This window comes from Schleiferilactobacillus shenzhenensis LY-73, from assembly GCF_000469325.1.
Taxonomy (GTDB): domain Bacteria; phylum Bacillota; class Bacilli; order Lactobacillales; family Lactobacillaceae; genus Schleiferilactobacillus; species Schleiferilactobacillus shenzhenensis.
The window spans coordinates 338-24,539 of the sequence record NZ_KI271605.1 but is presented as its reverse complement, the minus strand read 5'-3'; the positions used below and the strand labels follow the sequence as shown (position 1 = coordinate 24,539).

At 58.4% G+C, this 24,202-nt stretch carries 25 protein-coding genes; 10 read left to right on the top strand and 15 right to left on the bottom strand.

The window, feature by feature from the left end; genetic code table 11:
- Positions 1-293: 293 nt before the first annotated feature.
- Positions 294-398: a putative holin-like toxin gene (locus L248_RS16560; protein WP_040536765.1), complete on the top strand. Its 105-nt coding sequence runs from the start codon at positions 294-296 to the stop codon at positions 396-398.
- A gap of 169 nt (positions 399-567) precedes the next feature.
- On the opposite strand, the gene L248_RS12585 is transcribed toward L248_RS16560, so the two are convergent.
- Both L248_RS12585 and L248_RS12580 read right to left on the bottom strand, forming a co-directional pair.
- On the bottom strand, positions 568-1,878 hold the full coding sequence (locus L248_RS12585; protein ID WP_022530627.1) for an APC family permease: 1,311 nt from the start codon (positions 1,876-1,878) through the stop codon (positions 568-570).
- 4 nt (positions 1,879-1,882) lie between these two features.
- Positions 1,883-2,632, bottom strand: coding sequence for a gamma-glutamyl-gamma-aminobutyrate hydrolase family protein (locus L248_RS12580; protein ID WP_040536764.1), 750 nt, complete (start codon positions 2,630-2,632; stop codon positions 1,883-1,885).
- A gap of 176 nt (positions 2,633-2,808) precedes the next feature.
- On the opposite strand from L248_RS12580, the gene L248_RS12575 reads away from it, so the two are divergent.
- Positions 2,809-4,641 (top strand): hypothetical protein, encoded by a 1,833-nt coding sequence (locus L248_RS12575; RefSeq protein WP_155828667.1) that lies wholly within the window; start codon positions 2,809-2,811, stop codon positions 4,639-4,641.
- Between the two features lie 174 nt (positions 4,642-4,815).
- Here the strand turns inward: L248_RS12575 and L248_RS12570 are convergent, their stop codons facing one another.
- The 12 genes from L248_RS12570 to L248_RS12515 form a co-directional block, all read right to left on the bottom strand.
- Positions 4,816-5,622, bottom strand: coding sequence for an SLAP domain-containing protein (locus tag L248_RS12570; RefSeq protein WP_022530623.1), 807 nt, complete (start codon positions 5,620-5,622; stop codon positions 4,816-4,818).
- Between the two features lie 82 nt (positions 5,623-5,704).
- Positions 5,705-7,654, bottom strand: coding sequence for a heparinase II/III family protein (locus L248_RS12565; protein WP_022530622.1), 1,950 nt, complete (start codon positions 7,652-7,654; stop codon positions 5,705-5,707).
- A gap of 93 nt (positions 7,655-7,747) precedes the next feature.
- Complete coding sequence (locus L248_RS12560; protein ID WP_040536763.1) at positions 7,748-9,457, bottom strand: heparinase II/III domain-containing protein; 1,710 nt, start codon at positions 9,455-9,457, stop codon at positions 7,748-7,750.
- A gap of 73 nt (positions 9,458-9,530) precedes the next feature.
- Positions 9,531-10,670: a glycoside hydrolase family 88 protein gene (locus L248_RS12555; RefSeq protein ID WP_245585310.1), complete on the bottom strand. Its 1,140-nt coding sequence runs from the start codon at positions 10,668-10,670 to the stop codon at positions 9,531-9,533.
- A 44-nt stretch (positions 10,671-10,714) separates the two neighbouring features.
- Positions 10,715-11,725, bottom strand: a complete 1,011-nt coding sequence (locus L248_RS12550; RefSeq protein WP_022530619.1) for a LacI family DNA-binding transcriptional regulator — start codon at positions 11,723-11,725, stop codon at positions 10,715-10,717.
- A gap of 101 nt (positions 11,726-11,826) precedes the next feature.
- A complete protein-coding gene (locus L248_RS12545) occupies positions 11,827-12,408 on the bottom strand; it encodes a YesL family protein (protein ID WP_040536762.1) in 582 nt (193 codons plus the stop codon).
- 27 nt (positions 12,409-12,435) lie between these two features.
- Entirely contained in the window at positions 12,436-13,767 is a 1,332-nt protein-coding gene (locus L248_RS12540; protein WP_022530617.1) for an ABC transporter substrate-binding protein, read from the bottom strand.
- A gap of 45 nt (positions 13,768-13,812) precedes the next feature.
- On the bottom strand, positions 13,813-14,664 hold the full coding sequence (locus L248_RS12535; protein WP_040536760.1) for a carbohydrate ABC transporter permease: 852 nt from the start codon (positions 14,662-14,664) through the stop codon (positions 13,813-13,815).
- Positions 14,661-15,575 (bottom strand): carbohydrate ABC transporter permease, encoded by a 915-nt coding sequence (locus L248_RS12530; protein WP_040536758.1) that lies wholly within the window; start codon positions 15,573-15,575, stop codon positions 14,661-14,663. Before L248_RS12530 ends, L248_RS12535 begins: the two co-directional genes overlap by 4 nt.
- 409 nt (positions 15,576-15,984) lie before the next feature.
- Positions 15,985-16,650: a TetR/AcrR family transcriptional regulator gene (locus tag L248_RS12525; protein ID WP_022530614.1), complete on the bottom strand. Its 666-nt coding sequence runs from the start codon at positions 16,648-16,650 to the stop codon at positions 15,985-15,987.
- A gap of 22 nt (positions 16,651-16,672) precedes the next feature.
- Positions 16,673-17,821 (bottom strand): ABC transporter permease, encoded by a 1,149-nt coding sequence (locus tag L248_RS12520; protein WP_022530613.1) that lies wholly within the window; start codon positions 17,819-17,821, stop codon positions 16,673-16,675.
- Positions 17,799-18,539, bottom strand: coding sequence for an ABC transporter ATP-binding protein (locus L248_RS12515; protein ID WP_022530612.1), 741 nt, complete (start codon positions 18,537-18,539; stop codon positions 17,799-17,801). The genes L248_RS12520 and L248_RS12515 overlap by 23 nt, the downstream gene beginning before the upstream one ends.
- 143 nt (positions 18,540-18,682) lie before the next feature.
- Between L248_RS12515 and L248_RS12510 the strand changes: the two genes are divergently transcribed.
- The 6 genes from L248_RS12510 to L248_RS12485 all read left to right on the top strand — a co-directional run bounded on the left by L248_RS12510 (position 18,683) and on the right by L248_RS12485 (position 21,446).
- Positions 18,683-18,883 (top strand): helix-turn-helix transcriptional regulator, encoded by a 201-nt coding sequence (locus tag L248_RS12510; RefSeq protein ID WP_022530611.1) that lies wholly within the window; start codon positions 18,683-18,685, stop codon positions 18,881-18,883.
- Positions 18,884-18,890: 7 nt separating this feature from the next.
- On the top strand, positions 18,891-19,352 hold the full coding sequence (locus L248_RS12505; protein WP_022530610.1) for a hypothetical protein: 462 nt from the start codon (positions 18,891-18,893) through the stop codon (positions 19,350-19,352).
- 20 nt (positions 19,353-19,372) lie between these two features.
- Positions 19,373-19,819, top strand: a complete 447-nt coding sequence (locus tag L248_RS12500; RefSeq protein WP_040536756.1) for a DUF2178 domain-containing protein — start codon at positions 19,373-19,375, stop codon at positions 19,817-19,819.
- Between the two features lie 17 nt (positions 19,820-19,836).
- On the top strand, positions 19,837-20,136 hold the full coding sequence (locus L248_RS12495) for a hypothetical protein (protein WP_022530608.1): 300 nt from the start codon (positions 19,837-19,839) through the stop codon (positions 20,134-20,136).
- 145 nt (positions 20,137-20,281) lie between these two features.
- On the top strand, positions 20,282-20,626 hold the full coding sequence (locus L248_RS12490) for a PadR family transcriptional regulator (RefSeq protein ID WP_040536754.1): 345 nt from the start codon (positions 20,282-20,284) through the stop codon (positions 20,624-20,626).
- Positions 20,616-21,446 carry a hypothetical protein gene (locus tag L248_RS12485; protein WP_022530606.1) on the top strand — a complete coding sequence of 277 codons (831 nt, stop codon included), beginning with the start codon at positions 20,616-20,618 and terminating at the stop codon, positions 21,444-21,446. Before L248_RS12490 ends, L248_RS12485 begins: the two co-directional genes overlap by 11 nt.
- An 89-nt stretch (positions 21,447-21,535) precedes the next feature.
- Here L248_RS12485 and L248_RS12480 read toward each other — a convergent pair whose 3' ends face one another.
- Positions 21,536-22,156, bottom strand: a complete 621-nt coding sequence (locus tag L248_RS12480) for an SDR family oxidoreductase (RefSeq protein WP_040536752.1) — start codon at positions 22,154-22,156, stop codon at positions 21,536-21,538.
- A gap of 412 nt (positions 22,157-22,568) precedes the next feature.
- Here L248_RS12480 and L248_RS12475 point away from each other — a divergent pair, with 412 nt between their 5' ends.
- Both L248_RS12475 and L248_RS12470 read left to right on the top strand, forming a co-directional pair.
- Positions 22,569-22,868 (top strand): ArsR/SmtB family transcription factor, encoded by a 300-nt coding sequence (locus tag L248_RS12475; protein ID WP_022530603.1) that lies wholly within the window; start codon positions 22,569-22,571, stop codon positions 22,866-22,868.
- 93 nt (positions 22,869-22,961) lie between these two features.
- On the top strand, positions 22,962-24,116 hold the full coding sequence (locus tag L248_RS12470) for an MFS transporter (protein WP_022530602.1): 1,155 nt from the start codon (positions 22,962-22,964) through the stop codon (positions 24,114-24,116).
- Positions 24,117-24,202: the final 86 nt, after the last annotated feature.

Here is a 24,202-nt window from a genome sequence, read left to right as displayed (position 1 = left end):
AAGCGGCGGGACGAGATTGCCATGCGGAGGGTTCTCTTCAGATAGGCTTAGAATATCAGATGTGGGGAGATTGTACAACATGCGCCAAATTCAATCATTGGTATACATTACCATAAACGCCTAAAAGTGGGAATTTGTGGCATAAAAAATACCATCTAGGCATCATTCATCCGAGATGGTATACTTCTTACGCAGAGTTTTGATAGACGGTGGCTACTCTAGGTTAGTTGCGGGAGGTGGTGCAATTCAACCACTGTTTGACCACGGTTACCCGAGAAAGGGAAGCCAATTTAATGTCCGTAAAGGATACGTTGCTCGTGATGATTGCATTCGGCGCTTTCGTCGTTTCACTCATCACACTTGTAGTGACGCTTATCGTGAACGTGAACAAAAAATAGCCGTCTCTAGGTTCCAGCCCTAACGGCTATTTCTTGTCGTCGCATCAGGGCCACCGCCTAGCAGCTCTGAGGTAAGCGGACGCCGCCTTGGAAAGCGGCGTTCTTTTTCTGCTTTTAGTATAACAACTTCTTGCTATCTTGTCACCACCAATTAAGCAGATGACAGCCGTCATGCCGCCTCTTCCCGCCGCTTCTTGTTATGCGCCATCAAGAAGTAGAACGGCACAGCGACGACCAGTGCACCGAGGCCCCAGGCAATCTGCTGGAACGTTACTTGGAACAGCAGCCAGATGCTGACGATGATGGCCACCAGCGGAATGACCGGTCCCAGCGGCAGGTGGAAGTTGGACGGCACACCCTTCTTCGTTTTAATGAAGACAATGACCGCCAAGCAGGTGGGAATGTACTGGGCGAAGCGAGAAATGGCACTGATCTGGGCTAAGTAATTGAAGGTACCGGAGACCGCGATGAGCAGGCCGATCGTCGAGGAAACGATGATCGAGACCCAGGGGCCGTCCTTCTTGTTCACTTTCGCCAATGCCGGCGGCATCATGCCGTGGTCGGCTAAGGCCACGCCGGACCGGGGGGTGATGTAACTGGAAGCGACCAGCAGCCCGCCAGTGGACAGCAGCGTGCCGGCTTCAACTAAGGCACTGCCGAAGCCGCCAGCCACCCGCCCGAAGGCGGCCTGGATCGGCGTCGCGGACTTGGCCAGCGTCGTCGTGCCCAGCACGCCAATGCAGACGACTTGGATCAAGATGTAGAACGCCAAGACGGTGAGCATGACGATGATCAGGGCCTTGGGCAGATTTCTCTCTGGATCCCGCATATCACCGGCGGCAACAACGACGCCTTCAAACCCGGTGAAGGCATAAAACATCGTCACCGCAGCGGGACCAAACGTGCCGCTGGTGTAGTGCCCGCCCGGGAAGAGGGGCGTGAAGTTGCCGCCCTTGATGAACCAGATGCAGACGGCGATGAAGAGGACCAGGGGAATCAGCTTAGACACCGTGATGATGTTGTTGACGACCTTGGAGACGCGGACGCCGGCGATGTTCATGATAGCCAGCAAAATGATCAGCGTCGCGGCCACCACGTCCTTGCCGACGACTGTCGCGGCGAAGGGCCAGATGGACCCCAGGGCGGTGGTAAAGGCGACGGCCATCGTCGCTTCGGCAATGATCCGGATGGCCCAGGTGACGAAGCCGACCTCAAAGCCGACAAACCCGCCAAAGGCGTCCTGGGCATATAGGTAGGGACCGCCGTTCTCGTCAAAGTACGTGGCGGCCTTGGCGAAACACACCGCAATGGCGAAGACCAGCAAGGCATCAAAAATCAAGACGAAGATACTGGCCGTGCCCACCATCTTGGCCGCCTGGTTAGGCAGCAGGAAAATACCGGAGCCAATAATACCGTTGATGCCTAAAAGAATAATGCTCCAAAAGCCCAGTTCGTTTTTCTTGTTCGTTTCTGTCGCCATAAGCTCACGCTTTCTTCCGTTGGTCAGCCCGAGCGACCAGGTCTTGGAATAACGCCAAGGCCGCCGGGTCGCGCTGCCACATGTTTTCAGGATGCCATTGAACGGCCAAAATATCGTCGCCCTGCTGCAGTTCGATGGCCTCGATCACGCCGTCTGGAGCGGTAGCCGTCGCCTTGAAAGCAGCAGCGACGGTCCGCACAGCCTGGTGGTGGCGAGAGTTGACCTTCTGCTTGGCACCGACGATGGCGTTGATCTGGGAACCGGGCGTCGTGGTGATGTGGTGGGTCGGGAATTGACCCGGTGCCTTCTGGCTGTGTTGAATATGGCAGTCAGGGTCCTGCGTACCCAAGTCTTGGTAAAGTGTCCCGCCGAAAGCCACGTTGATGATCTGAATGCCCCGGCAGATACCCAACTGCGGCTTGTGCTGCAGCGCCGCGGCTTTGATCAACGCCAGCTCATAGGCGTCCCGTTCATAATTCGTCCGGCCAATCTGGGGGATCGGCTCCTCACCGAACAACGTCGGGTCGATGTCCGGCCCGCCAGGGATGACCACCCCGTCGAAGAGGGCGACCGCCGCCTGGGCGGCTTCTTCCGCTTCGCTGGGATCTTGGGGGAACGGCAAGATAATGGGCATCCCGCCGGCGGCCAAGATGCCTTCGACCAGTTCCCGCGGGGCAAAGGGCGCCACGTTTTCGTTGATCACCGGAGACGGTTTCGGTAAGGAATCGGCCGTAATTGCAATAATCGGTTTCACGAATTTCACTCCATTCGGTACTGAATTTAATAATGTTCTCACTCTAGCCCTGTTTCCACCCACCGTCAAGCCCTTATTCAATCATATCTCACGTTATTTATGAGAGAATAGTTGGCGGCTGCCAAACAGGTTCGGTATACTGAGGATAGTCATTACCGAATCGGAGGAATTTAATCATGATGTGGATCGACTTTCTGCTTATTACCCTGCGCTTCTGCGCCTTGGGCGTCGCTGCCACCCTGGTCGGCCTGGTCTGGCTGCTGGTGGAGAAACGCGGCAAACGGGCCCGCTACGACTTGATCAGTAGTCTCACGCTGCTGATCGTGGCCTACGCCTGGTTCTACTTTGCCCTGCCGGAACCTAGCCTGGCCACGACGATCATGGCCAACCTGGTCAGCTTCGTCATTGCCTGCCTGCTCCAGGCCATTTTCTTGGGGGTCATGAACACCACCGAGTTCACCAAGCTGGTCAGCGGCGGCAAGCCCAATGGTGCGCAACGGGTGGTCGTCGGGGAATCCCGGCCGAGCAAGTTGTTCGCCCGCGGCATCGGCTGGGGCATCGGCCTGGGCGTCATCGCCATGCTGGTCTTTTCTGTCATGAACGTGGTGGACGCCAAGCGCGTTGCCCTCAACGCGCCGGTCCAGAGTTACAGCTCCACCGCCCAGGCGCCGCTGCCGGAGATCACCAGCAGCACGAAGCAGGTGCCGGTGGTGAATACCCCGGCGACGGTGCTCACCCAGGTGAACAACTCCCTGAGCAACATTCCCAACGCCAACGTCTACTCCGTCGACCACGTCCGCGCCCAGATCTACCGCAACAAGCTGGTCTACGCCGCCCCGCTGGATTTCGACGGCAGTTTCTGGCGCTACCTGCGCTATAAGCAGGTCGACGGCTACTTTCTCACCGATGCCACCAGCAAGTCGGCCGACCCCGAGTTTGTGAAGAAAGCCATGCGCTACACGCCGGCGGCTTACTTCAGCCGGGACGCCGAGCGCTTAATGTACGCGGCCACCGCCAATTCGGGCTACGTCTTGATGAACAACGCGCCGCAACTGGAGATCGACGACAGCGGCAATCCGTATTACGTCAGCACCCTGGTCAAGCGCTACGGCGTGACCAACCGTCAAGACTTCCGGCACAAGGGGGTCGTGTCGCTGAACGCTGTAACGGGCGCCCTGCATTTCTACAAGGACCTGAAGGACAAGCCCAAGTGGCTGGACGTGGCCGTGGATCCCACCACTGCCAGCGGCCAGATTGGCGCTTGGGGCCGGGAACGCAACGGCTGGTGGAATGCCAACGGCTTCGGCGGCGCCCGCCAAGGGGTGATGGTAGCCGTGACCAAGGCCGGCACCGAGGGCGACGACGAAGACGTTACGCCCATGCTGTACAAGGGCCAGATCTACTACCAGCAGTCGCTGACCAGCGCCAAGTCCGCCCAGACCTCTGTGATGGGTTACGCCTTCACCGACGCCGGTACCGGCAAGAGTTACTACTATAAGGAAAACGCCGACGCGATGACCCCCGACCGGGCCCAGCAGCTGGCTAAGGACATGATGAAGCAGACTGGCTGGAAGCCGAAGATGCCGATGCTCTACCGCATCGCCGGCAAACCCACCTGGGTCGTCTCCATGCTGGACACCAGCAACGCCTTCCGCAGCTACGTCTACCTGCTGGCGTCGGGCAACGGCACTCAGAACACCGTGGCCACCGGCAGCGACGCGGAGACGACGCTGGCCAAGTACCTGGCCCTCTTCGGTGACAGTTCTGCGACGACGGCCAGCGGCGGGAAGAAAGAGAAGGTCCAGGGCACCGTCTTCCGGACCAGCATCGCCGACGACACACTGTACCTGATGCTCAATGATAAGAAAGTCGTCTACACGGTCAATATCAAGACCTACCCCTTCGCCCGCTTCATTCAGCCCGGTGACACCGTCAGCTTCACGGCCCGCGTAAGCGGGACTGAGGGGCTGGTCACGACGAAAGTGGCGGATGACAAACTGCCGAAGTGATTAACGCCATGAATTGAATTACACCGCCAAATTGGATGATTTGGCGGTGTAATTCATGGTTACGACGCCAAAAGTAGTAAAGTGGCGTTGAAAAATGGTCGAGAAACACAAAAACACCGTCTCCGCCAAAATGGACAGAAACGGTGTTTTCTTATGCATGGCAACTAAAGTAGATTACTTTGCTGGTGTAAATGTACCATAAGCAACGGGCACATACTGATTGCCTAAGTCAAAGTAGTATTGACCGCCAATCTTCATCGTGCCGTAAGCCAGCCAGCGAGACCCCGCAGGCAGTGCACCGGCATACTTCAGGGAGCCGTTTTTCAAAGTATACTTAGCAATTGCCCAGGACGGGTGGGCCGGGTACTTCACGGTGAACACGCCGCGGCGCAGCTGACTGGGGTCGACAGGCGTCGTGCCCGGTTTCGTGAAGGTGACATCCTCCGTGTTCAGGACCTGGTCGCCGCTCACAAAGTAGCCAGTGACTTTTGTTGAGCCATTGATGGCTACGGTACCGTACTTCCAAGCTGTGCCATAAGCCAAGTGACCGTTCACCTTACCGGTCTTCCAAGAGTGGGTATCTGCCCCGCCCTTAGCGTTGACGTAAACTACGCCGCTTTCCTTGGCTGTCGTCGCCACGGCACTCGGATCCATCGTGGCATCCGCCGCCGCGACATACTGGTTCGTGCCGACTTTATAAGAAAGGTCGCCGCTGGCCGTCGTGGTCTTGGTAAAGGCCCGCCACGCCGTGCCGAATGCCAATGTGCGGCCGGTCTTCTTCGTCAACTGGGCATCCGCGTAGAGCGGGGCCGCGTTCTTCTTAACGTAGACCGTCGACAGCGCCGGCAAATCTTCCGTCTTGGTCGTCTGGGTGGCAATCAAACTGCCCGAAGCGGCCTGGCTGGTCGCCAACGGGGCGGCAGCGAGGGCGCCCGCGCTCAATAACGTAGCGGCCAGTAAAACACTTTTACTTAATTTCATCAGGCAAACTCCCTTTCTGGTACACCTCTATTCTAGACCAATCGTGATGACGGCCAGCTTACGAAAATGTAAGACCAGGCGGTCAGAGCCGAATGATCTGGCGGTTAATCTGACCATCCGCGGCCCGCCTGATGACGCTGAGGTTGCCGAAGACTGGGATGTCGTCCACAAAGTACAGCTGGTAGCCGTCTGCCGTGTTTTCTTTCTGCCAAACGGCATAGACTTGTTCACCATCGAACGCATCAAGGCGAATGGCGAAGCAGTAGCGCTGAGCAACGGAGAAATCTGCTGGCCGTTCGGCTTGGCGGACGGCCGGGACGCTGACATCGCGCCAGGTGCCGCGGGGGGCGATAGTCACATCGCTGAAGCCCACGTCGCGGATACTGGCCTGCAGCGTGAGCCGGGTCAGCCGGCTGAGCGTGTTGTACTTTGGCGAATAGGGACCGTCCTGCAGCGTGCTCTGCTCGGCGTGACTGAAAACGTCGTTAGCCCCAGCGTGCCACAGTCCTTGCTGATTGGCCCGGGTCACGGTGACTTGGGGAGCGAAGTTCAGCTGGACCTGCATCGTCTGCTCCCCGGTGGCCGCCACGCTGTCCAGGGCGATCCACGTATGCTCCGCCGGCAGCCAGAGGAACTGGCGGGTCACCGTGCCTGGTGTACCGGCCACGGGGTCGACGTGATAGACGCTCGTCACGCTGGTCAGCCCGGGACCGTGGTACACCATGTTGGCCATGGGCTCTGCCAGCCGTTCGTAGCTCCAGCTGCCGGTGGGCACATCGTAATTCTCGCCGTTGAGCATCACCGTGTTGTGCGCGGCGGCGTCTTTCAACGCCCGCCGCTCCGGCCCGTCAACATAGGTGTAACGGCCGGGATCGACCAGTACCGGCTGACCATGCAGAACCAGATCGAAGTGGCCCAAGTTGGCGTGGCCGTGACCGCTGCCGATATTCCCGTTGATCACGTGCCAGTAATCGGCGTCCGTGTTCCAGGACGAACGGCCGAAGAAGTTGCCGCTGGCCGGGCTGTCCACCACCTTGTGCAGGGGGGCGTAATCGAACTCCGTCAACGGGAAGCGGCTCATCTGGCCGATACTCACCAGCAGGTAGTCCAGGGCCGGTGCCAAGTGCGGTGTCTGCGGGGTCGTCCGGTGCAGGAAGAAATTCGCCGTCTGCAGCATACTGTCGATATGCACAGCGTCGCTGTCCCCCACCTGCAGCAGTGTGCCGTCAGGCAGAACGTACTGCGCCGCCATATCGCACATGGCCAGCAGCTTCTGGGTGATGACCGCGGGCAGGGCAGTCCCCGTCCGGTGATACGCCAACGCCACGGCCAGCAGGTCCCGCCAGACTTCCAGGAAGTACAGCGCGGACTGCTCCCAGTGAATCCCATCATCCGTGATCTGCAGGGCACACATCGTCTGCAGCTGCTGCATGGCCCAAGCGGCGTCGTCAGCGGTCAGTGCCCCGGGATGGAGTGCACCGTAAACCAGTGGCCCGGTGACGATCAGGACGCCCCAGTTCGACAACAGGTAGCGATCGGCAAAATGGCTGCGCAGATACGCCATTTGGCGCGTCACCGCATCGGCGATCTGTGCCTGGTCGGCGGCGCTGAGCTTTTTTTCTGCCTGGAGCTCAGCGACCACCGGGGCCCAGTTCATCAGCCGAATACCGGTATCGATGGTGCGCCAGGTCTGCGGCTGGGCCAAGTTCTGGCTGATCCATTCCAGCAGCAGCGTCTTGGCGTCCGCCAAATAGCGGTCGTCGTCCGTGGCTTGAGCGGCCAGCGTCAAATCCAGCAGATACTCCTGCCGCTTCAGCATATACAGCCACTCCGGATCGCCGTTGGGGGTGTGCTGCCAGGTGATGGGGTCCATCGTATACGCGACGTTCGTGGGCTCCATATCAAAGGGATGGTCAAAGATAAATTCCCGCCGCATGACGCGCTGCGCGTTCTTGATTGCCGGCGCCGGGTCCAACCGGTGCTGGGTGATCAAGGCTTGAACGGTCTGCCGCCAACGATTACTGCTATCCATTGTTATGTCCCCTTCTGCTTTCTCGTGATTCAATTCATGTGATGATCAACACAATATCAGCTTAAGAGCCGCCCGCATCGTCAAGCATTCGGCTTACTGATTCCTGCCGCTGGACGGTGCCGTGAGCTGCACGGTCCATTCGCCGGCCGCCCCGGCGGCATACTGAATGCTCAGCCGATACGCCGTGTAAGGCTGGCCGTCATGATCGTGCAGGTTTAACGGCGTGACCGTGGCCTGGCCGCCGGCCGGGAAGGTCATTGACCAGCCGCCGGCCAGCTGCAGCGTATCCGGGGCCGCCGCATTGGCGGTGGGCGCCGCCGGCAGGATCAGAACGGTCGTGAACGTATTCCCCGGGCTGGCAAAGTTGGCCTGGTCCGTTATCCGCACCGTCTGCGGCGTGACGCGGACCGTCCGCAGCAATCGCCGCAAACGGGCGGCAGGCGGGTAGGCCTTCGTCAAATTCAGAATGGCAGTCCCGTCCTCTTGCACAGTCAACGTCGTCAGCGTATCTGCCTGATAGACCTGTTCTGTGCCATTCACGTAGGGCACGCTGTGGCCCAGACTGCGGGTATACGGCAACGTATAGCGCACCCGGTCATCGAAGTAGTCCCGGGTGTACGGCCCCGAACCCAGCTCCCGCACCACACTCTGGGTCGGCGTCACCAGCTCCCAACTGCCGGCATCGTTGTGGTTGTGAGAAACGTGGTTGCTGCCGGCTTTGATAGCGAACGCCCAGGCCGGTTGGCGGACAATGTGCCAAGCGACGCTGGGAAGGTCGGTCGTCGCCGGCAGCGGGGTCACCGGCAGCGATTCATCCGTCCAGGCAATGTTGTGCAGCAAGTCGTTGAAGCTGCCGCTTTCTGCCACAGTGCTGTAACGAATTGGTTCCGTCAGCGGCGCGTGCAGGACCTTCGCGCAGAAACTCATGAGGCCGCTGGGCTGCGCTGCCGTGCGCTTGGTCATGTCCCCGAACATCACGTATTGCCCGGGAAATAAACTGGCGTTGAACGGGAAGCGGGCCATGCGGGGCACCTTAGCCGCCCGTAAAAAGTGGTCGTCGCCCGTCTCCGCGGCCAGGGCCTGGGCAAAGTAAATATAGTGGCCTAAACCGTAAGCCCAATAGTCCACGCCCTCTTCCGTTGCGCCGTCGGCACCGAAGCCGCGGATATAACTGCGCATCCCGGTAGCGACGCGGGTGATGATCCGTGCCCGCTGCTTGTCCTCGGCGCTCAAACCATAGAGGGCCGCCATCCCGACGCCGCCGGCACAGACGGCCGCCCAGTTATTCTCCAGGTGCAGCCAGTTCCAGTCCCGGGTGAGGAAGGGCGTGAAGATGCGCCGCTGCAGCTCGAAGTGAATGAAATCGACCAAGGCCGAGGGCAGCTCGCCGGCCGCAGCGTGGGTCAAGTACGCCACCATGGCCCCGGTATCCGTAGATACGAGGTCGAGAAAAAGGCCAATGGCGCCCGGCTTGGCCAACGGGTCGCTGCCAGACTTGTACAGGTGGGCCGGCAAGGACCAGGAGGGTTCCTGACAGATCTGCCAGAGCATGTCTGCGAGTTCGGCGCCGGTCTCCGCCCCCGGATCCAGAAGCCAGGCCGTCCCCGCTAAGGCTAACCGCCCATGGCGGGCAAAAATTGCGTCCTCGTAAGCCGCCCGTTCCCCCGTTTGGGTAAAGGCCAGAAAATCGGCCAGCGGCAGCACCGGCAACGGTTTCCCGCGCACTGCCCGGGCCTGCTCGCGGACAGCTTCCGCTAATGGATTAGAAATGCCTCGAATATCGATTATCTGCGCACGCATCATGCCGATCCTTTCTTCCTGCCAACATTGAAAAATGGCGGCAGCCCCCTCGGGAGAAAGCGCCACCACCATTAGTCTACCAGATTAAGAAGGGCTCGTTCCGCAACTTCGTCAAAGCTTCCAAATAAAAGAAGTCAGCGTAGATCATGTTCACTTCCCGCTCGTGGGCACTGTGGTACATGGCTGTCGCGCCTTGGAGGATGCCGTCGGTGGCGGGGTCAAAGTCGGTGTGCCGGTCGGTGAGCCGCTGGAGCAGGCGGAGCGCCCCGTCCCGGTACAATGGCTGCTCCCCCGTCGGCGTCAGGCGGCCCAGCAGGAGGAGCCCGTTGACCGCGATGGCCGCCGCGCTCGTGTCGGTGTAGACCGGCTCTTGGGGCGCCCGGAAGTCCACGACTACGTCATAATCGTTCTCTGCAGCGTTCGCCAGGAAATAATGGGCAACCCGCTTGGCCGCTTCCAAATAGCGATCCTCACCCGTGTGCAGATAACTCAGCGCGAACCCGTAAATGGCCCACGCCTGGCCCCGGGTCCAAGCAGATTCCGGCGCATAGCCTTGACCCTGGGGATGATCCGCCACCGCCCCCGTCGTCGGATCAAACGCGACAATGTGGTACACGGAACCATCCGGACGCAGATGATTCGCCAAAACCGTATCGGCATGGTTCATTGCCATCTGCTTGAAACGCGGATCCTCTGTTTCCTCGCTGGCCCAGTACAGAATATTGATGTTCATCAAACTGTCGATAATCACCCAGCCGGGCCGGTTCTCATTCCAAGAGACCAGGTAGCGGCCGGTGGGATTGTACCGCCCGGCCAGAATATTGGCCGCAATCAACCCCCGGGTCTTCCCGGCTTCGCTGCCGGTCAAGCGGTAGTCCGCCACCCCGGCGTGCAGCCACTCGAAACCGACGTCGTGGTGCAGGCCGACGAACCCATGGAGCGGTTCATCAAGCCGGACCGCTTGCTGCTGGGCGGCGTTGCTGAACAGTTTGTCCTGCGTGGCCGCGTAGAGCTCCCAGAGGACGCCGGCGTAAAAGCCGTTGGTCCACCAATATTCATCTTCCCCTTTATCGGTGTACCGGCCGTTCTCCGGAATATACGGAATCTTGGTACCGATCCGGGGGACCATCACCCGATATTTGGCCAGTGCTTGGTCCCAGGCCGAGACGGCCCAGGCGGGGGTCGCATCAATGTAGTGCCCATTTTCTTTCTTCACGATCATGTCCTCACATTCTTGCTGGGGACGGCCGTCGTTCCCCATCAACCAACGGCTTGGTCCTCTGCTGTATTGGTTTGACTGGCAGCGTAGCGAATCGACTGGCGAACGTATAACGCCGGCGGAATCCGTGTGACAGTCTGCTCCTCGGCTGGGTGCTCAACGAGCGTGTCGAACTGACGCACGACCGTCTTCGCCCATTGCTGCATGTCGAAGCCGACTGTCGTCAGCCCTGGCAGCGCGCTCTGTCCGAGGATGCTGTTATCGAATCCCATAATCGACACGTCCCGGCCCACCGTCAGGCCTTGTTCGTAAGCACTCTTATAGATACCCAACGCCATGTTGTCGTTGAAGCACAGGAAGGCATCGAAACGGTCAAACAGCGGCAGGCTCAGACGATAGGCGGTCTCGTACTCGAAGGCCCCGTTGAACGTGATGGCGGCCGCCTCCTGCCCATGATCCTGTTCATAGAGCTGCTGCACCGCTTGCCAGCGCTCGTTGTTGTTGGCCGATATACGCCGGCCGGTGAAGATACACAATCGCTGGTGGACACTTTTCATCAGCTCTTGGTACCCCAAGGTGATGGCACCAGCGTTGTCCATCACGACCCGCAGCGTATTGGGCAGCGGGGTGTTCGCCAGAAAGATGGTCGGCACATTCAGTGCGGCAATCGTCTCTTGCTGCTGGTCATCAATATCGAAGTTGAGAACCACCAGCCCGCGAAATAGATCCGAACCGATCAGCTCCGGCACCAGGCGATTGACGACGAGTAAAAGGTAACCGGCACTCTGAAAATTGTCCTGAAGAGCTTCCAGCAGCTCGTTGTTGAACACCCCTTCAAAGGAGTCTACCAAGCCGCATACGATCGGTGTCGTTTGATTTACTAGTATCTTCGCCGCCATATGCGGCACATACTGCATCTCCCGGGCAATCGCCATAATCTTCGCCCGCATCTGGGGGCTGACGCCGCTCTGCCCATTCAAGGCATACGAGACGGTGGCCACCGAGACGCCGGCTCGGCGCGCAATATCTTTGATCGTTACGTGGTGCATCATCCTCCCCATCCTTCCATGGCCCTGGATTATCAGCCAACAAGGGCCGCATACCCCAATAATATGCGGATACGCGGCCCTTGTCAGTGGTGCACTGTGCTTCACTACGCCGGCAGCGTCACTTGTTGAAACAGCTTCTGCCAGCAGACGGCCACCGTTGCAGGAATCACAAGAATCGCGATGGGGGCCAAATACAGAATGAACACCGCCGCTGCCGCGACGAGACTGGCCAGCAGCGACTTGCCCAGGTGGCGCGCCGCCAGGTACAAGGCGGCCAGGAAGCCGTTCTTGAAGCCCAAATCAGCCAGCGCTGGTTTGCTCAGCAGCAGGATGAACACAGCACTGAACAGGATCCAAATCGTCCAATAGAACGTGATCAGTCCCACCGCCAGCAGCGGCGCGGTAATTGCGCGCTGGGAGAACCAGATGTTCACCGCCAGCAGCACGCTGACCCCGAAGTAGCTGAGCCAGAACTGCATGTGCCGCCAGAAGTCGGTGATGAAGGCCCGGAAGAACACCTGGGGCGTCTTTTTGTCCGCGTGCATGAAGACGATCAGTGCATTCGTCGCGTTACCAATGGTGACCAGGGGAATCGCGCAGACGAGCCAGAACAGGCTGCCCACCATCACGTCGAAGACAGGTCCCATGATTTTGTTGAAGATACCGTCATAGGCGAAGAACCCCATCTGGGCCGCCCCCTTTCTCACCGTCAGTTACTTACCGATAATCGACTTGGCTTGGTTATTCACGTTAGTCATGGTCTGACTCGCGCTCTGGTTACCCAGCATGAACTTCTGGGTCTCGGTGTCGAAGATGGAGTCGATCTCGACGAACTTGTCAGCGTCACGCGTCACCATGTTCGGTACCATGTTCTTGTTGTCCCAGATAGAAAGGGCCGAAGTGGCATCCAGCAGCTTAGTGTTCTTGCCGATCTTGGCCTTCAATACGGACGCAATGTCGCCGCCCTTCGTCGACGGGAAGATGTTCTGGGCTACAGAGCCCTTGCCGGACATGTAGCGAATGAAGTCATAGGCTTCCTTCGGGTGCTTAGACTTCTTGGCGACGGACAGGTAGCTGACGGCCCCTTGGGTCACGCCGGCCTTGCCGTTCTCGAAGACCGGGAACGGTGCCAGAACGGTCTGGAAGTCGTGAGGGAACTTCTGCGTATTCAGAATATCATCGAAGAACCAGGTCCCCATGACGATCATGCCGGCCTTGCCTTGCAGGAAGACGTCCCGGTAGTTCATGTTCGTGGCCTTGGCGTCACTGTAGGGCAGCTGCGAACCGGACGTCTCCAGGCCCTTCATGAAGGTCAGCCAGTCGGTGAATTGGCTGCTCTTCAGGTTCGACGTCCCGTCTTTCTTAATATACGGGTTATCCATCACACTGTTGAAGAGTCCTTCGCGCCGGAATTCGGGCCAGATGTGCATGTAGGAACCATACACCTTGTTCGAGCCGGAGCCCTTGGTCAGCTTCTTCGCCAGCTTGGCGTAGTCGTCCCAGGTCCAGCCGGTGGTCGGCAGCTTCTCGCCCGCTGCGTCCAGCATGGTCTTATTAATGAAGGTCATGTAGATCCCAGGTTGGAACGGAACGGCGTACTGCTTGCCAGAAACGGTGGCATCGTAGTCATAGAGCTTCTTGTAGCCGCCCTCTTTATCGAAGTTCGACGTAATGTCGGCGAAGAAGCCCTTTGCGGCGCGGGCCGAATACTCCCGGTAACTGGGGGTATGGATGATGTCCCCGGTGGTGCCGGACATTTGCAGCAGGTCGAGTTTCTTCAAGAAATCAACGGAGTTGTTCTCGGCTTGCAGGTCGACCTTGACGGTGATGTTCGGGTGCAGCTTGTGGTACGCCTTTGCCATGTTCTCGGACACCAAGTTATTGTTGGCGTCGCGAGTGCCGTCATAGTCCAAATAGGTCAACGTAATCTTGTCGTTTTTCTTACTGCTGCTGGCGGTGTTGCTGCTATTGCCGCTGCCGCAGGCCCCCAATAAAACGATTAAGGCGGTGGAGGCGATCATCGCCATGACTTTGGTCAGTTTCACTTTAATTTCCTCCTCAAAATGAGTGCGTGGTTAACAACCAACCGATTACCCCTTCACGGCACCGGCGGTCATGCCGTCCATGATGTAACGCTGGCCGATGATGAAGATGATCAGCAGCGGTACAATGGCCAGCACAGACGCCGCCATGAGCAGGGCATAGTACGTTCCGGCTTGGGAAGCGAATTGACTCATCCCCAGCTGAAGCGTGAAGAGCTTTTGGTCCCGGAAGAAAATCAACGGGTTCTGGTAGTCGTTCCAGGTCCAAACGAACCGCAGGATCGCCAATGTCGCCAGTGACGACTTCAGCATCGGGATAATGATTTGAATGAAAATCTGCAAGTGGGTGGCGCCGTCCATCCGGGCCGCTTCAATCAGCGAGTCGGGGATGGTAATGACGCTTTGGCGGAGCAGGAACACCCCGTAGACACTGAACGCCAGCATGAGGATGTACCCGGCGTGGCTGTTCAGCAGGCCCATGGTCTGTAACAGAATGAATCGGGGCACGATGGTCACTTGGTCCGGAATCATCATCGTGGCCAGGAACATGGAGAAAATGAAGCCTTTGAACTTAAAGTCCATCTTGGCTAAGGCGTACGCCGCCATCGAAGAAATGACCAGCTGAATGACCACGACGGCCACCGTCACCTTGATGGTGTTCCAGTAATAGAGCGGGAAGTTGTAGTTACCCTGCCAGACTTCGACGTAGTTGTGCCAGTTGAAGACGGGCGGGATCCACTGAATGGGGAAGTTGAACACGTCGATTTCCCGTTTGAAGGACGTGGAGATCATCCACAGCAGCGGGAAGAGCATGACCAGCATGAAGAGGCCAAAAATCAACGTGCGAATGACTTTGCCAAGGCGAATCGGCTCACGGGCCGTTTTCCTTTTGTTTTTCATGATTCGTACGTCACCCACCTATTCTGGCCGCGCAACTGGATCATGGTGACCACGAAGATGACGGCGAACATGATCCAGGCGGCGGCGTTCGCCGTACCGAGCCGGTACATCTGGAAGGCTTCCCGGTAGATGTAGAACGCCACGACCGAAGTCGCTGTGCCCGGACCGCCGCCAGTGGCCACACTGATCGAGTCGAAGACTTTGAACGAGCCGATGATACCCATGGTAGAAAGGAAGAACATCGTCGGACTGATCATCGGCAGTGTAATACTGAAGAACTTGCGTACCTCACCGGCCCCGTCGATCTCCGCGGCTTCGTACAAATCGGCGGAGATGCCTTTCAGACCGGCCATAAAGACAATCACGTTATAGCCCAGGGTCTGCCAGATCTGGAAGATGATGATCGTTGGCAGCGCCCAGTTGGGATCGACGAACCATTTCGGCGGATTCGCCATCCCGATAGAGTGCAGCAGCGAGTTGACCGGCCCGTAAGTCGGCTGTAGCATGACCTGCCACACAATGACGGAAGCAACAACACTGGCAATGTATGGAATGAAGACGAATACCCGGAACAATTTGGACCAGTAAACGTACTTATCCATAAAGGCTGCAATGATCAAGCCCAGGGCCAGGCCGATCGGCACCGTCGTCACCGTGAAGATGATCGTATTGATGAACGACGGGGTAAACCAAGCATCGTTCCCTGAAAGCAGCTTCGCGTAATTCGCGAAGCCGACGAACTTGATGCCGCTGAAGCCGGCAAGAAAGTTCCAGTCAGTGAAACTGATGAGCAGGGACGCAATCACCGGAAACGCGATGAATGCGAAGAAGCCCAACAACACCGGCGCCATAAACAAATAGCCGATCAAGTTGTCCTTGTGCTTTTTGTGCTTCCCTGCGCGGATCTCCATGTCACCATCCCCTTTATCGAAGTCCTGCGCGGTGGGCCATGAACCACCGTCTTCTTTTGACATGCGTCAAGCAGGAATATTCAGCCAGCACCAGCTGACCAGCCAACCAATAATAAGTTCAGTGCACTACTTAATCGTTTAAGCATCTGTAGTGTATCGCTGTAAGCGCTTTAGGTCAAGAAAAAAGATTGTTCTTTATTGTTCTGCGAAAATGCCATTAAACTGCTTTAGAAAAGCGGTTTAATGGCCTAAATAATTTGTCCTAATAACTATTTCACTGTTATTTATCTTGTTAGGATAAATTTGCATTCTTTTTCACAACTTGGTCTATGCCAATTAAATATATCAGTTCTCTGGGGTGCGCGAAAGCACACAAAAAGCCGCACAGCATGCGGCTTTTGCAAAACTCTCAGGCTTTCGCGCGAGTCCGTGAAGCCGGCGCCAACCCTTGGACTAAAAAAGGAACAACTTCTGCGACTACATCGGGCACCGCCAGCGGGGTGTTCATCAGCAGTGCAGGCAAGGCATAGCCCACCAAGGCACTGACGATGAACCGGATGATCCGCAGCAGCGGCCAGTCGACTACTTCGCCCGTCTCCTGGAAATGACGCAACGTCTGGCCAATCGGCCCGGCTAGGAGCCGGTCCATCGACTGTCGCAAGGTAGTCAATAAGGCGGGATTCTGCATCACTTCTTGAAGCAGGACCCGCAACTGGGGGGCGTTGTCTTGGACAAAGGTCAGCCGGTCAGTCGCGGCGAAGCGCAGGAAGTCGGTGAAGTGGGGAAAGCGCTGGGCGGCGATATTCTCTGAGAATTCACCCGCTGCCCGAGGAATCACCTGCTGGATCACTGGTGCCAGGATCGCCGTGAGAATCGCCTCTTTGGTCTTGAACTGTTTGTAGACCGTCCCCTCGGACACCCCGGCGCGCGCGGCAATGTCGCCGGTGGTGGTCCCGGCGAAGCCTTTCTCGGAGAAAAGGGCCAGGCTGGCGTCGAGCACCGCCCGCTGCTTCTGCGACAAGTCGGCAGTATTCAGGGTGTCCGCAAAGAGCGTATTGATATTGTGAATGGCCAAGAATGTCAGCTCCTTTCTCCCATTATACTTGGCGATAGCGGCGCATGGCGAGGAGGTTCAGGCCGAGGAAGACGGCGAAGAACAGGAGCAGAATGCCCACATCCCCGGCGATGGCGGAGAACGCAGCCCCTTTCTCAATCACCGCGCTCATCGCGTCCGCCCCGTAATACAGCGGCATCACGTGGGCGATGGCCTGCAGCCAGCCGGCCATCTGGTTCACTGGAATGAGGCCGGAGAAGAAGATCTGGGGAATGACCACGATGGGGATGAACTGCACCATCTGGAATTCCGACGAAGTGAAGGTGGAGATGAGCAGGCCCAGGGTCAGCGCGATGATGGCCAGCAGGATGTTGATCAGCAGCACCAGGGCGAGATTACCGAGGATCTGAATGTTGAACACGTACAGGGTAAACAGCACCACCAGGATCGTCTGGACCAGCGCCAGCAGGCCGTAACCGCAGAGATAGCCGGCAATAATTTCGCCCCGGCGCACCGGTGTGGCCAGCAGCCGATTCAGCGTGCCCGTGGTCCGTTCCCGCAGCAGCGCGATCCCCGAGATGAGGAAGACGAAGAAGAACACGACGAAGCCGATCATGATCGGCAGGAGCGTCTGGAAGAACGTGGCGTCGCCGCTGCCGTACAGGTAGTGGGTGGTGAGACTGTAAGCTGCGGTATGGCTGCCGGCCGGGGCCGCCGACGCGGTCGGCACTCGGCGGGTGGCAGCGGCGAGGGCCCGGGCAAGCTTTTGCAGCGCCGCCGCCTGGGTCTTGATCGTCGTCCCGGCTGCTTTCATCTTCAACTGGATCTGGGCGGCCTGCAGGCTTTGCTTGATCAGCGCGCTTTGCGTCTGGTCGCTGTTTTGCAGCGTGAGGGTCAGCTTGCTGCCAGATTGGGTGAGGACACCGGCATAATCGTGCTGGCGGATCAGCCTCCGGGCGCTAACGGTCGTATCGGTCACCTTTCTTATCTGAATATGCTTATTATCGATGGCCTGGACCAGCGTGCTGTCCACCCCGCGGACGGCGAGGGTGGCCTGCTGGGTCGTGTTCGACTGGAACAGGAAGTACATCAGCGTGAGGATGAACAGCGGCGCGATGAACAGCAGCCCCAGCGTGCGCTTGTCCCGGGACAATTCCAGCATGATTCGTTTAATCATTGCGCCGATGCGCATCTTGATCCCTCCCCGCTTGTAAGAAAGCCGCTTCGACGGTAGCAACGTGATACTGGGCGGTAAGCTGGGCCGGCGTCCCCTGGGCGATGGCCTCGCCGTTGCGGATCATCATGATGGTGTCCGCCTGCTCGGCGTCCTCCATGACGTGGGTGGTGAGCAGAATCGTCTTCCCGCTCGCCGCCAGCGCGTGCAGCTCGTGCCAGATCTGCTGGCGCAGCTCCGGGTCGATGCCCACGGTGGGCTCGTCGAGAATGAGCACGGCCGGGTCGGCGAGCAGCGCGATGGCCAGCGACAGGCGGCGCTTCATCCCGCCGGAATAATCCTGAACGGGCTTCTTCAGATCAGGCTGCAGGTTGACAACGCCCGCCGCGTACTTAATCCGTTCCGGCATCGCCGCCCGGCGCAAGCCTTGCATCGTACCGAAAAACTGCAGGTTCTCCGCGCCGGTCAGGCTGTCGTACAGAGCGTCCGTCTGGGCCATGTAGCCGATGCGGGCGAGCAGCGGCCGGTTCGGCACCGCCGTATTGAGAACCGTCACCGTGCCTTGACGCGGCTTCAGCATGCCCATGATCGTCGCCACCAGCGTGGTCTTGCCGGCACCGCTGGGACCGATCAGGGCGAGGATCGTACCCGGCGTCAAGGTCAGGTTGATGTCCCGCAGGACCGTGGTGCGGCCATAGCCTTGGGTCAGGTCAGAAACTTGAATTGTGTTATCCATGATGTCATCTTCTTATGGTTAGTGAGTGCTCACTCACTATAATGATCAATTTCGTGCCGCTGTCAATCCGTGAAGTTGACTTCACATTTAGTGCATGTCATACTGATGTTGTGAAGTGAACTTCACTTTTGGAGGAATGCCTCATGCACATCATCAACCACGTCGCGGACCGGCGCAAAGCGCTGGGCCTGACGCAAGAAGAATTGGCCGCCCGGGTTGGTGTCACTCGCCGCACCATCATTTCGCTCGAGAAGGGCCACTATACCCCGTCACTGATGCTCGCCTTTTTGCTGGCCGATGCCTTGAAGGTGGACATTACGGTTTTGTTCCAACTTTGGAGGTGAAACCATCATGCGTCGCGTCATTTTTAACACCGTGGCCATTACTGTCGGCTTGGTCCTTTTTGCCATCAATGCAGACGACCTGCTGGTCCAGGGCTACTTCCAGTACAATGCTTATTCTCCCAATATCCGCGTCTTCATTTTATCTGGCTGGATCATCCTCTGCGGGCTCGCCGCTTCCCTATTAGCCCGCCGCTACCCGGAATTCCAGCCTGGTCGCTGGCGGCAGAAAACGGCGGCCGCCGATGAAGGGGAACTGGGTATCAGCCGGCGGGCGGCCGCTGTCACGCTGAAGGTCCTCAGCTGGCTCGTCTTCTTCAGCATGGCGGCCATCGACCTCACCCTCAGCGACCTCACCGGGCAACCGCTTTGGCTGCTCCGCACCCCGTCGATCATCCTCACCGGGATTCTGATCATCGCTCAGCTCACCGACCTGGGCAGCTGGCTCTATTACGACCACATTTCTGAATGAAGAAAGGCAGGCAGACCATCATGCGAAAAATTATCACGGAACAGATGGGCAATACCGTCTCGATCCTTCTCCTCTGCGCCAGTATGGCCCACATGGTCACCGCGTCCCGGCAGTTTGAACTGGGCGTGTGGTTTGCCCTGCTTGTCGGCTGGCAGCTGCTCTTCGTCGGCTACCGGCGCTGGCTGAGCAAACACGATGCAGGGTATCACGCTGACCAGGGCGAGTTCAGCAGTGCCGACGAACGGGAAGCCCATGTCAGTACCCGAGCCGCCGTCCTGAGTTACCGCGTCGTCATGATTGCGACAATCAGTCTGATTGTCATCGGGGCATTCGTGGTGATGCGCTGGCGGCTCCCGGCCGCGCTTCTGGCCGTTCTTCTGATTTGGCTGCTGGGCGGCCTGGTCATTCTCGGATTGCAGACGTACCTGGCGGCCTGGATCCACTATGACCGGCTGGATGCCGATTAAGAAAGGCGGTTAACGCGATGCCAAAATCCCCAGACCCAGTCAAGACGAGCCTTCAAAGCGTTTTAGTCCACGCCGGCATTAGCAAGCGCCGACTGCGTTTTGTCCACGACGCAGGCCATGTCTTCATCCTCATCGCCATCCACCACGACGATGCGTGGGCCAAAGACAATGTCACGATTATGCAAGCTGTCCTAAACCAAATTGGCACATTGGGGCTCAAGTTTTCATTCAGCCCGGTGCTGACACCACGAGGGAAGGTCGTTTCGTTACAAATTGCCCTCGCGGATGACGAATACCAGAAATGGACTGACTTTTAGACCCAAACGCCTTCCGATAAATAATAATCCACCGAGAAATGGCGTATCGCCGAACCGGCGATACGCTTTTTTGCTACAGTGCTTTACAAGGTACCGAAGACGTTCTATACTTTGCATTGCAAGGTAGCAGAAAGGCGGTGCCGACATGGACAGAATTCCTTCCCAAATGCTCAAAGGCATCCTCGAAGGCGCCATCCTAATGATTATGGCCCAAGGGGAAACCTACGGCTACGGCCTCCATGAAACGCTGGCCGACTTGGGTTTCGGGGACATTCCCGAAGGTACGATCTACCCGCTCCTATTGAAACTGCAAAAGAACGGCCAAATCGTCGGTGTCCGCCACCCTTCGGCCACCGGCCCCGACCGTAAATACTATCATTTGACGCCGCTCGGCGAAGACGCGGTCACTGCCTTTCAAGGCCAGTGGCAGCAGCTCGCCGGCGCGATGACGGCCCTGATCACTCACGGAGGCGACCACGATGAAGACTAAATTACAGCAAGACAACGACGCCCGCTTGGCACAGCTGCACGGGATCGACCATCTTTACGCAGAAGAACTGGTGAGTTACTTGCGGTCTCATACCGGCCGGGACTATGTCGCTCTAGAGAACAGCATCGGCGATATTCTGGATGATTTGGCAGACGCCACAGCCCACGGTCATTCCGCCAAGGAATATTTCGGGCAAGACGCCCAGGGCGCAGCTAACACGATTCTGCAGACGATTCCCCGGGCCGGTATCGGCCAACTGCTCACGCTGTGGCTGCCGATTATGGTTTATTTGCTGGCTATCTATGTTTTCCCGCCGTTCCTCCAACGTGCACCCCGCGTCGGTCTGGGCACCTTAGCCGTTATCGCCGTCATTACGCTGCTCCTGGTCGTTGCCATACCGCGGATGACCGCCTTGGATGAGAAGAAGCAGAACCGCGCGGCCTTGTTCTTCATCCTCTCCCCGGTCATCGTCGGTTTGCTGGCCGGGTTCGCCCAACACTGGGCCGATACCCAGTTGACCGTCCCGCTCACCTGGCCCGCCACGGACATCGTCCTCCTCGCCGTCGCCCTGCTCACCGGCGCGACGGCCGTCTGGCTCCGCCCGCTGTGGGTCCTGCCGCTGCCGCCAGCAGGCCTCGGGGTGTGTGCGGCCCTCTACAGTTGGGGCCTGAATGCTGGTCCCTGGCAGCGTACTCTCGCCCAGCTCGGCCTCTATTGGACCGTCATGGCCCTTCTGGGTCTTGGCATCCTCTTCTGGTTCATCTGGGTGATGATGCACCGCGACCAGTACCGAATCGATTTGTCAGAAAGCGGCCGTTAGTTTCACGTGGAACAACGGCCTCCTCACTCCAAAAACGGCGCGACTCTGTGTTTACAGAATCACGCCGTTGTTCTTTACCCATCAACGCTTCAATTGATGGCCTCACCAATCGGTGTTGGCCCGCTGGCCAGCTTGATCGTCGTCCGGTGGGCGGACCCGTGCAGCACGGCGGCAATCGTCTCCGCCACATCGGCCCGGGGAATCGACCCCTGCCTCCCTGGATCCAAGGTCACGGTTCCCTGCCCCGCCTCATTGGTCAGTGCGGCGGGCTGAATGATGACGTAGTCCAAGTCCGTATTCCGCTTCAGCCACTCGTCCGCGTAGTATTTGGCGATGTAGTAGTCGTACAACGCCGCCGGCCAGGTGGTCGGCTGTTCAGCATTCAGCGCACTGACCATGACAAAACGCTTGATGCCCGCTTGTTCCGTCGCCCGTTCCGCTTTGATGGCCCCATCCAGGTCCACCCGCAGCAGATCTTTTCCACGCGAGCCGGCAGCGAAGACGACGGCGTCCTGGCCGGCCAAAAGCGCCGCCAACTGGTCGATCGATTCACTCAAATCCAGCGTCACAGCCTGGAAACCGGGCGCGGCAGCGGGGGCTTGCTGGTCCGGGCGGCGATAGCCGCCGGTCACTGTGTCCCCTCGATCCAATAACTTCTGCACTAAGATCTGCCCAATTTGCCCATGGGCACCAATCACAAAGGCTTTCACTGTAATCATCCTTTCACACGCGTGCGAAAACTGTACCGTCTCAATTATACCGGCCCGTCCCCCGGGCAGAAAAGCGATAGCCACCACGCCAGTCTTCTGGCAGCGCCACAGCGGACACATCGTTCTGGGCAATGGTGTGATTGCCAGATGGGAACTCATTCTGGTGCATAACGATTGACACCGTTATCATCTTCCACCACAATGAATCTGTGACCTGGTCTGTCAGCCATTCTTTGGAGGTGCTCCCATGTCAGAAATCTTCAGCCTCATTGGTTCCTTGTTCGCCGCCTGCGCCAGCAGTCTGCTCGCCAAAATCCACCACCAAGAGAAACCGGCACCAACCGCTGGCCAAAAATGACCAACAGCGCCAAGCGCTATTGCATGTCCCACGATGAGATGGTATAACAGTTTTATGGATATCAAACAATCACCAGTTTCTGCGACCGATGAATTCAAGCGCCGTATCTTCTTCGCCCTGTCCGAACCCGGGCGGTACAAGATTGTCAGGATGCTGTACCGCGTCGGCCACGAGATGGGCTGCAGCGAATTGAACCGCCACGTGGAGATCGACAAATCGACCATGTCTTACCATCTGCGCACCCTGCGCGAGATTGGTCTGGTCACGACCCGCACCCAGGGTCGGGAGAAATTTGTCCAGCTCAACGTCGACCGGATCAACGCGGTCTTGCCCGGCTTACTGGCGAGCCTCTAACCGAAAACGTGCCGCTTGCCGCGCACGTTTTTCTTTGACTCAATTGTTTGAAACATTCCCAACTATAAAACAGTTAAGGCGGCCTTTCTTCCTATGCGACTCAAACGACTCTCATTGCTCTTCTTCCTCATCATGTTCATCATCGGCACGGATACGTTCCTAGTGTCGCCCTTATTGCCGACGCTGACGCACTATTACGGCATCGCCACCAGTGCGTCCGGCTTCATCGTTAGTGCTTATGCCCTGGGCTATACCCTCTCGGCCGTCGTGGTGGGACCCATTTCTGACCGCCACGACCGGCGGCGCATCCTGCTCATTGGCCTGGCGATCTTCGCCGGGGCCACGGCGCTGGGCGGCTTGGCCAACACCTTCCCCATGATGCTGGCGGCTCGCTTCCTGGCCGGTCTCGCTGCGGCCTTCGCTGGCCCCCAGATCTGGGCTGCCGTGCCGCTGCTGTTTCCTAAGGATCAGGTCGTCAAAGTGATGGGCTACGTCACCGCCGGCCTGGCGGTCGCCCAGATCATCGGCGTTCCCCTGGGCAGCTTCCTGGCCGCCGTCTCCTGGCGCTTCCCGTTCTTCTTCGTCGGCACCATTGCCCTCGTTTTGACGCTGGTCAGTGCCCGCTACCTGCCCAGCCTCAACACTGCCGAGGGCCACGCCCCCACCGCCGTCTACCGACAAGTCTGGCAGAACCGGCCGGTGGTCAAGCTCTTGCTGGCCTACTTCCTTTTCCAGATGGCCAACTTCTGCGGCTTTGCCTTCATCGGCACCTGGTTTGCCAAGAGTTATGGCCTGTCGGTGTCCTTGATTGGCAGCTTGATGCTGGTCATCGGTCTGGGCCAGTTCGCCGGCAGTCTGCTGAGCAGCCGGCTGGTCCACTGGCTGACGCTGCCTCGGGCGTTCGCGTTGGAATTCCTGCTCTTCATCATTGGCTACATCATCCTGCCCATCGCCCCGGCCGCGTGGGTGGCGACCTTGATTCTGGCGTTCATCTACCTCATCGGTGGTGCCATCTTCCCGCTGTTCATGACCACCTTGCAGGATCAAGCGGGAGAAACGCGGGGGACGATCGCCTCCCTGGCCAACGCCGCCATGTACCTCGGTGAAGCTGTCAGCGGCGGTATCGGCGGCTTTCTCATCGCCACTTTCACCGGCTTCTACGGCATCGCCTGGTTCACCGCCGCCGGCGTGTTCGTCGCGGCCCTGCTGTATGCGGCGCAAGGGTATTTCCGACCCGTACAGGAATAGCTCGCGCCAGGCAGAAAAGTAGACCCACCCCGCCCGGACCGCGCATAATAGCTTCCGGAGGAGCAACGAATGGTTACCAAAAAGGC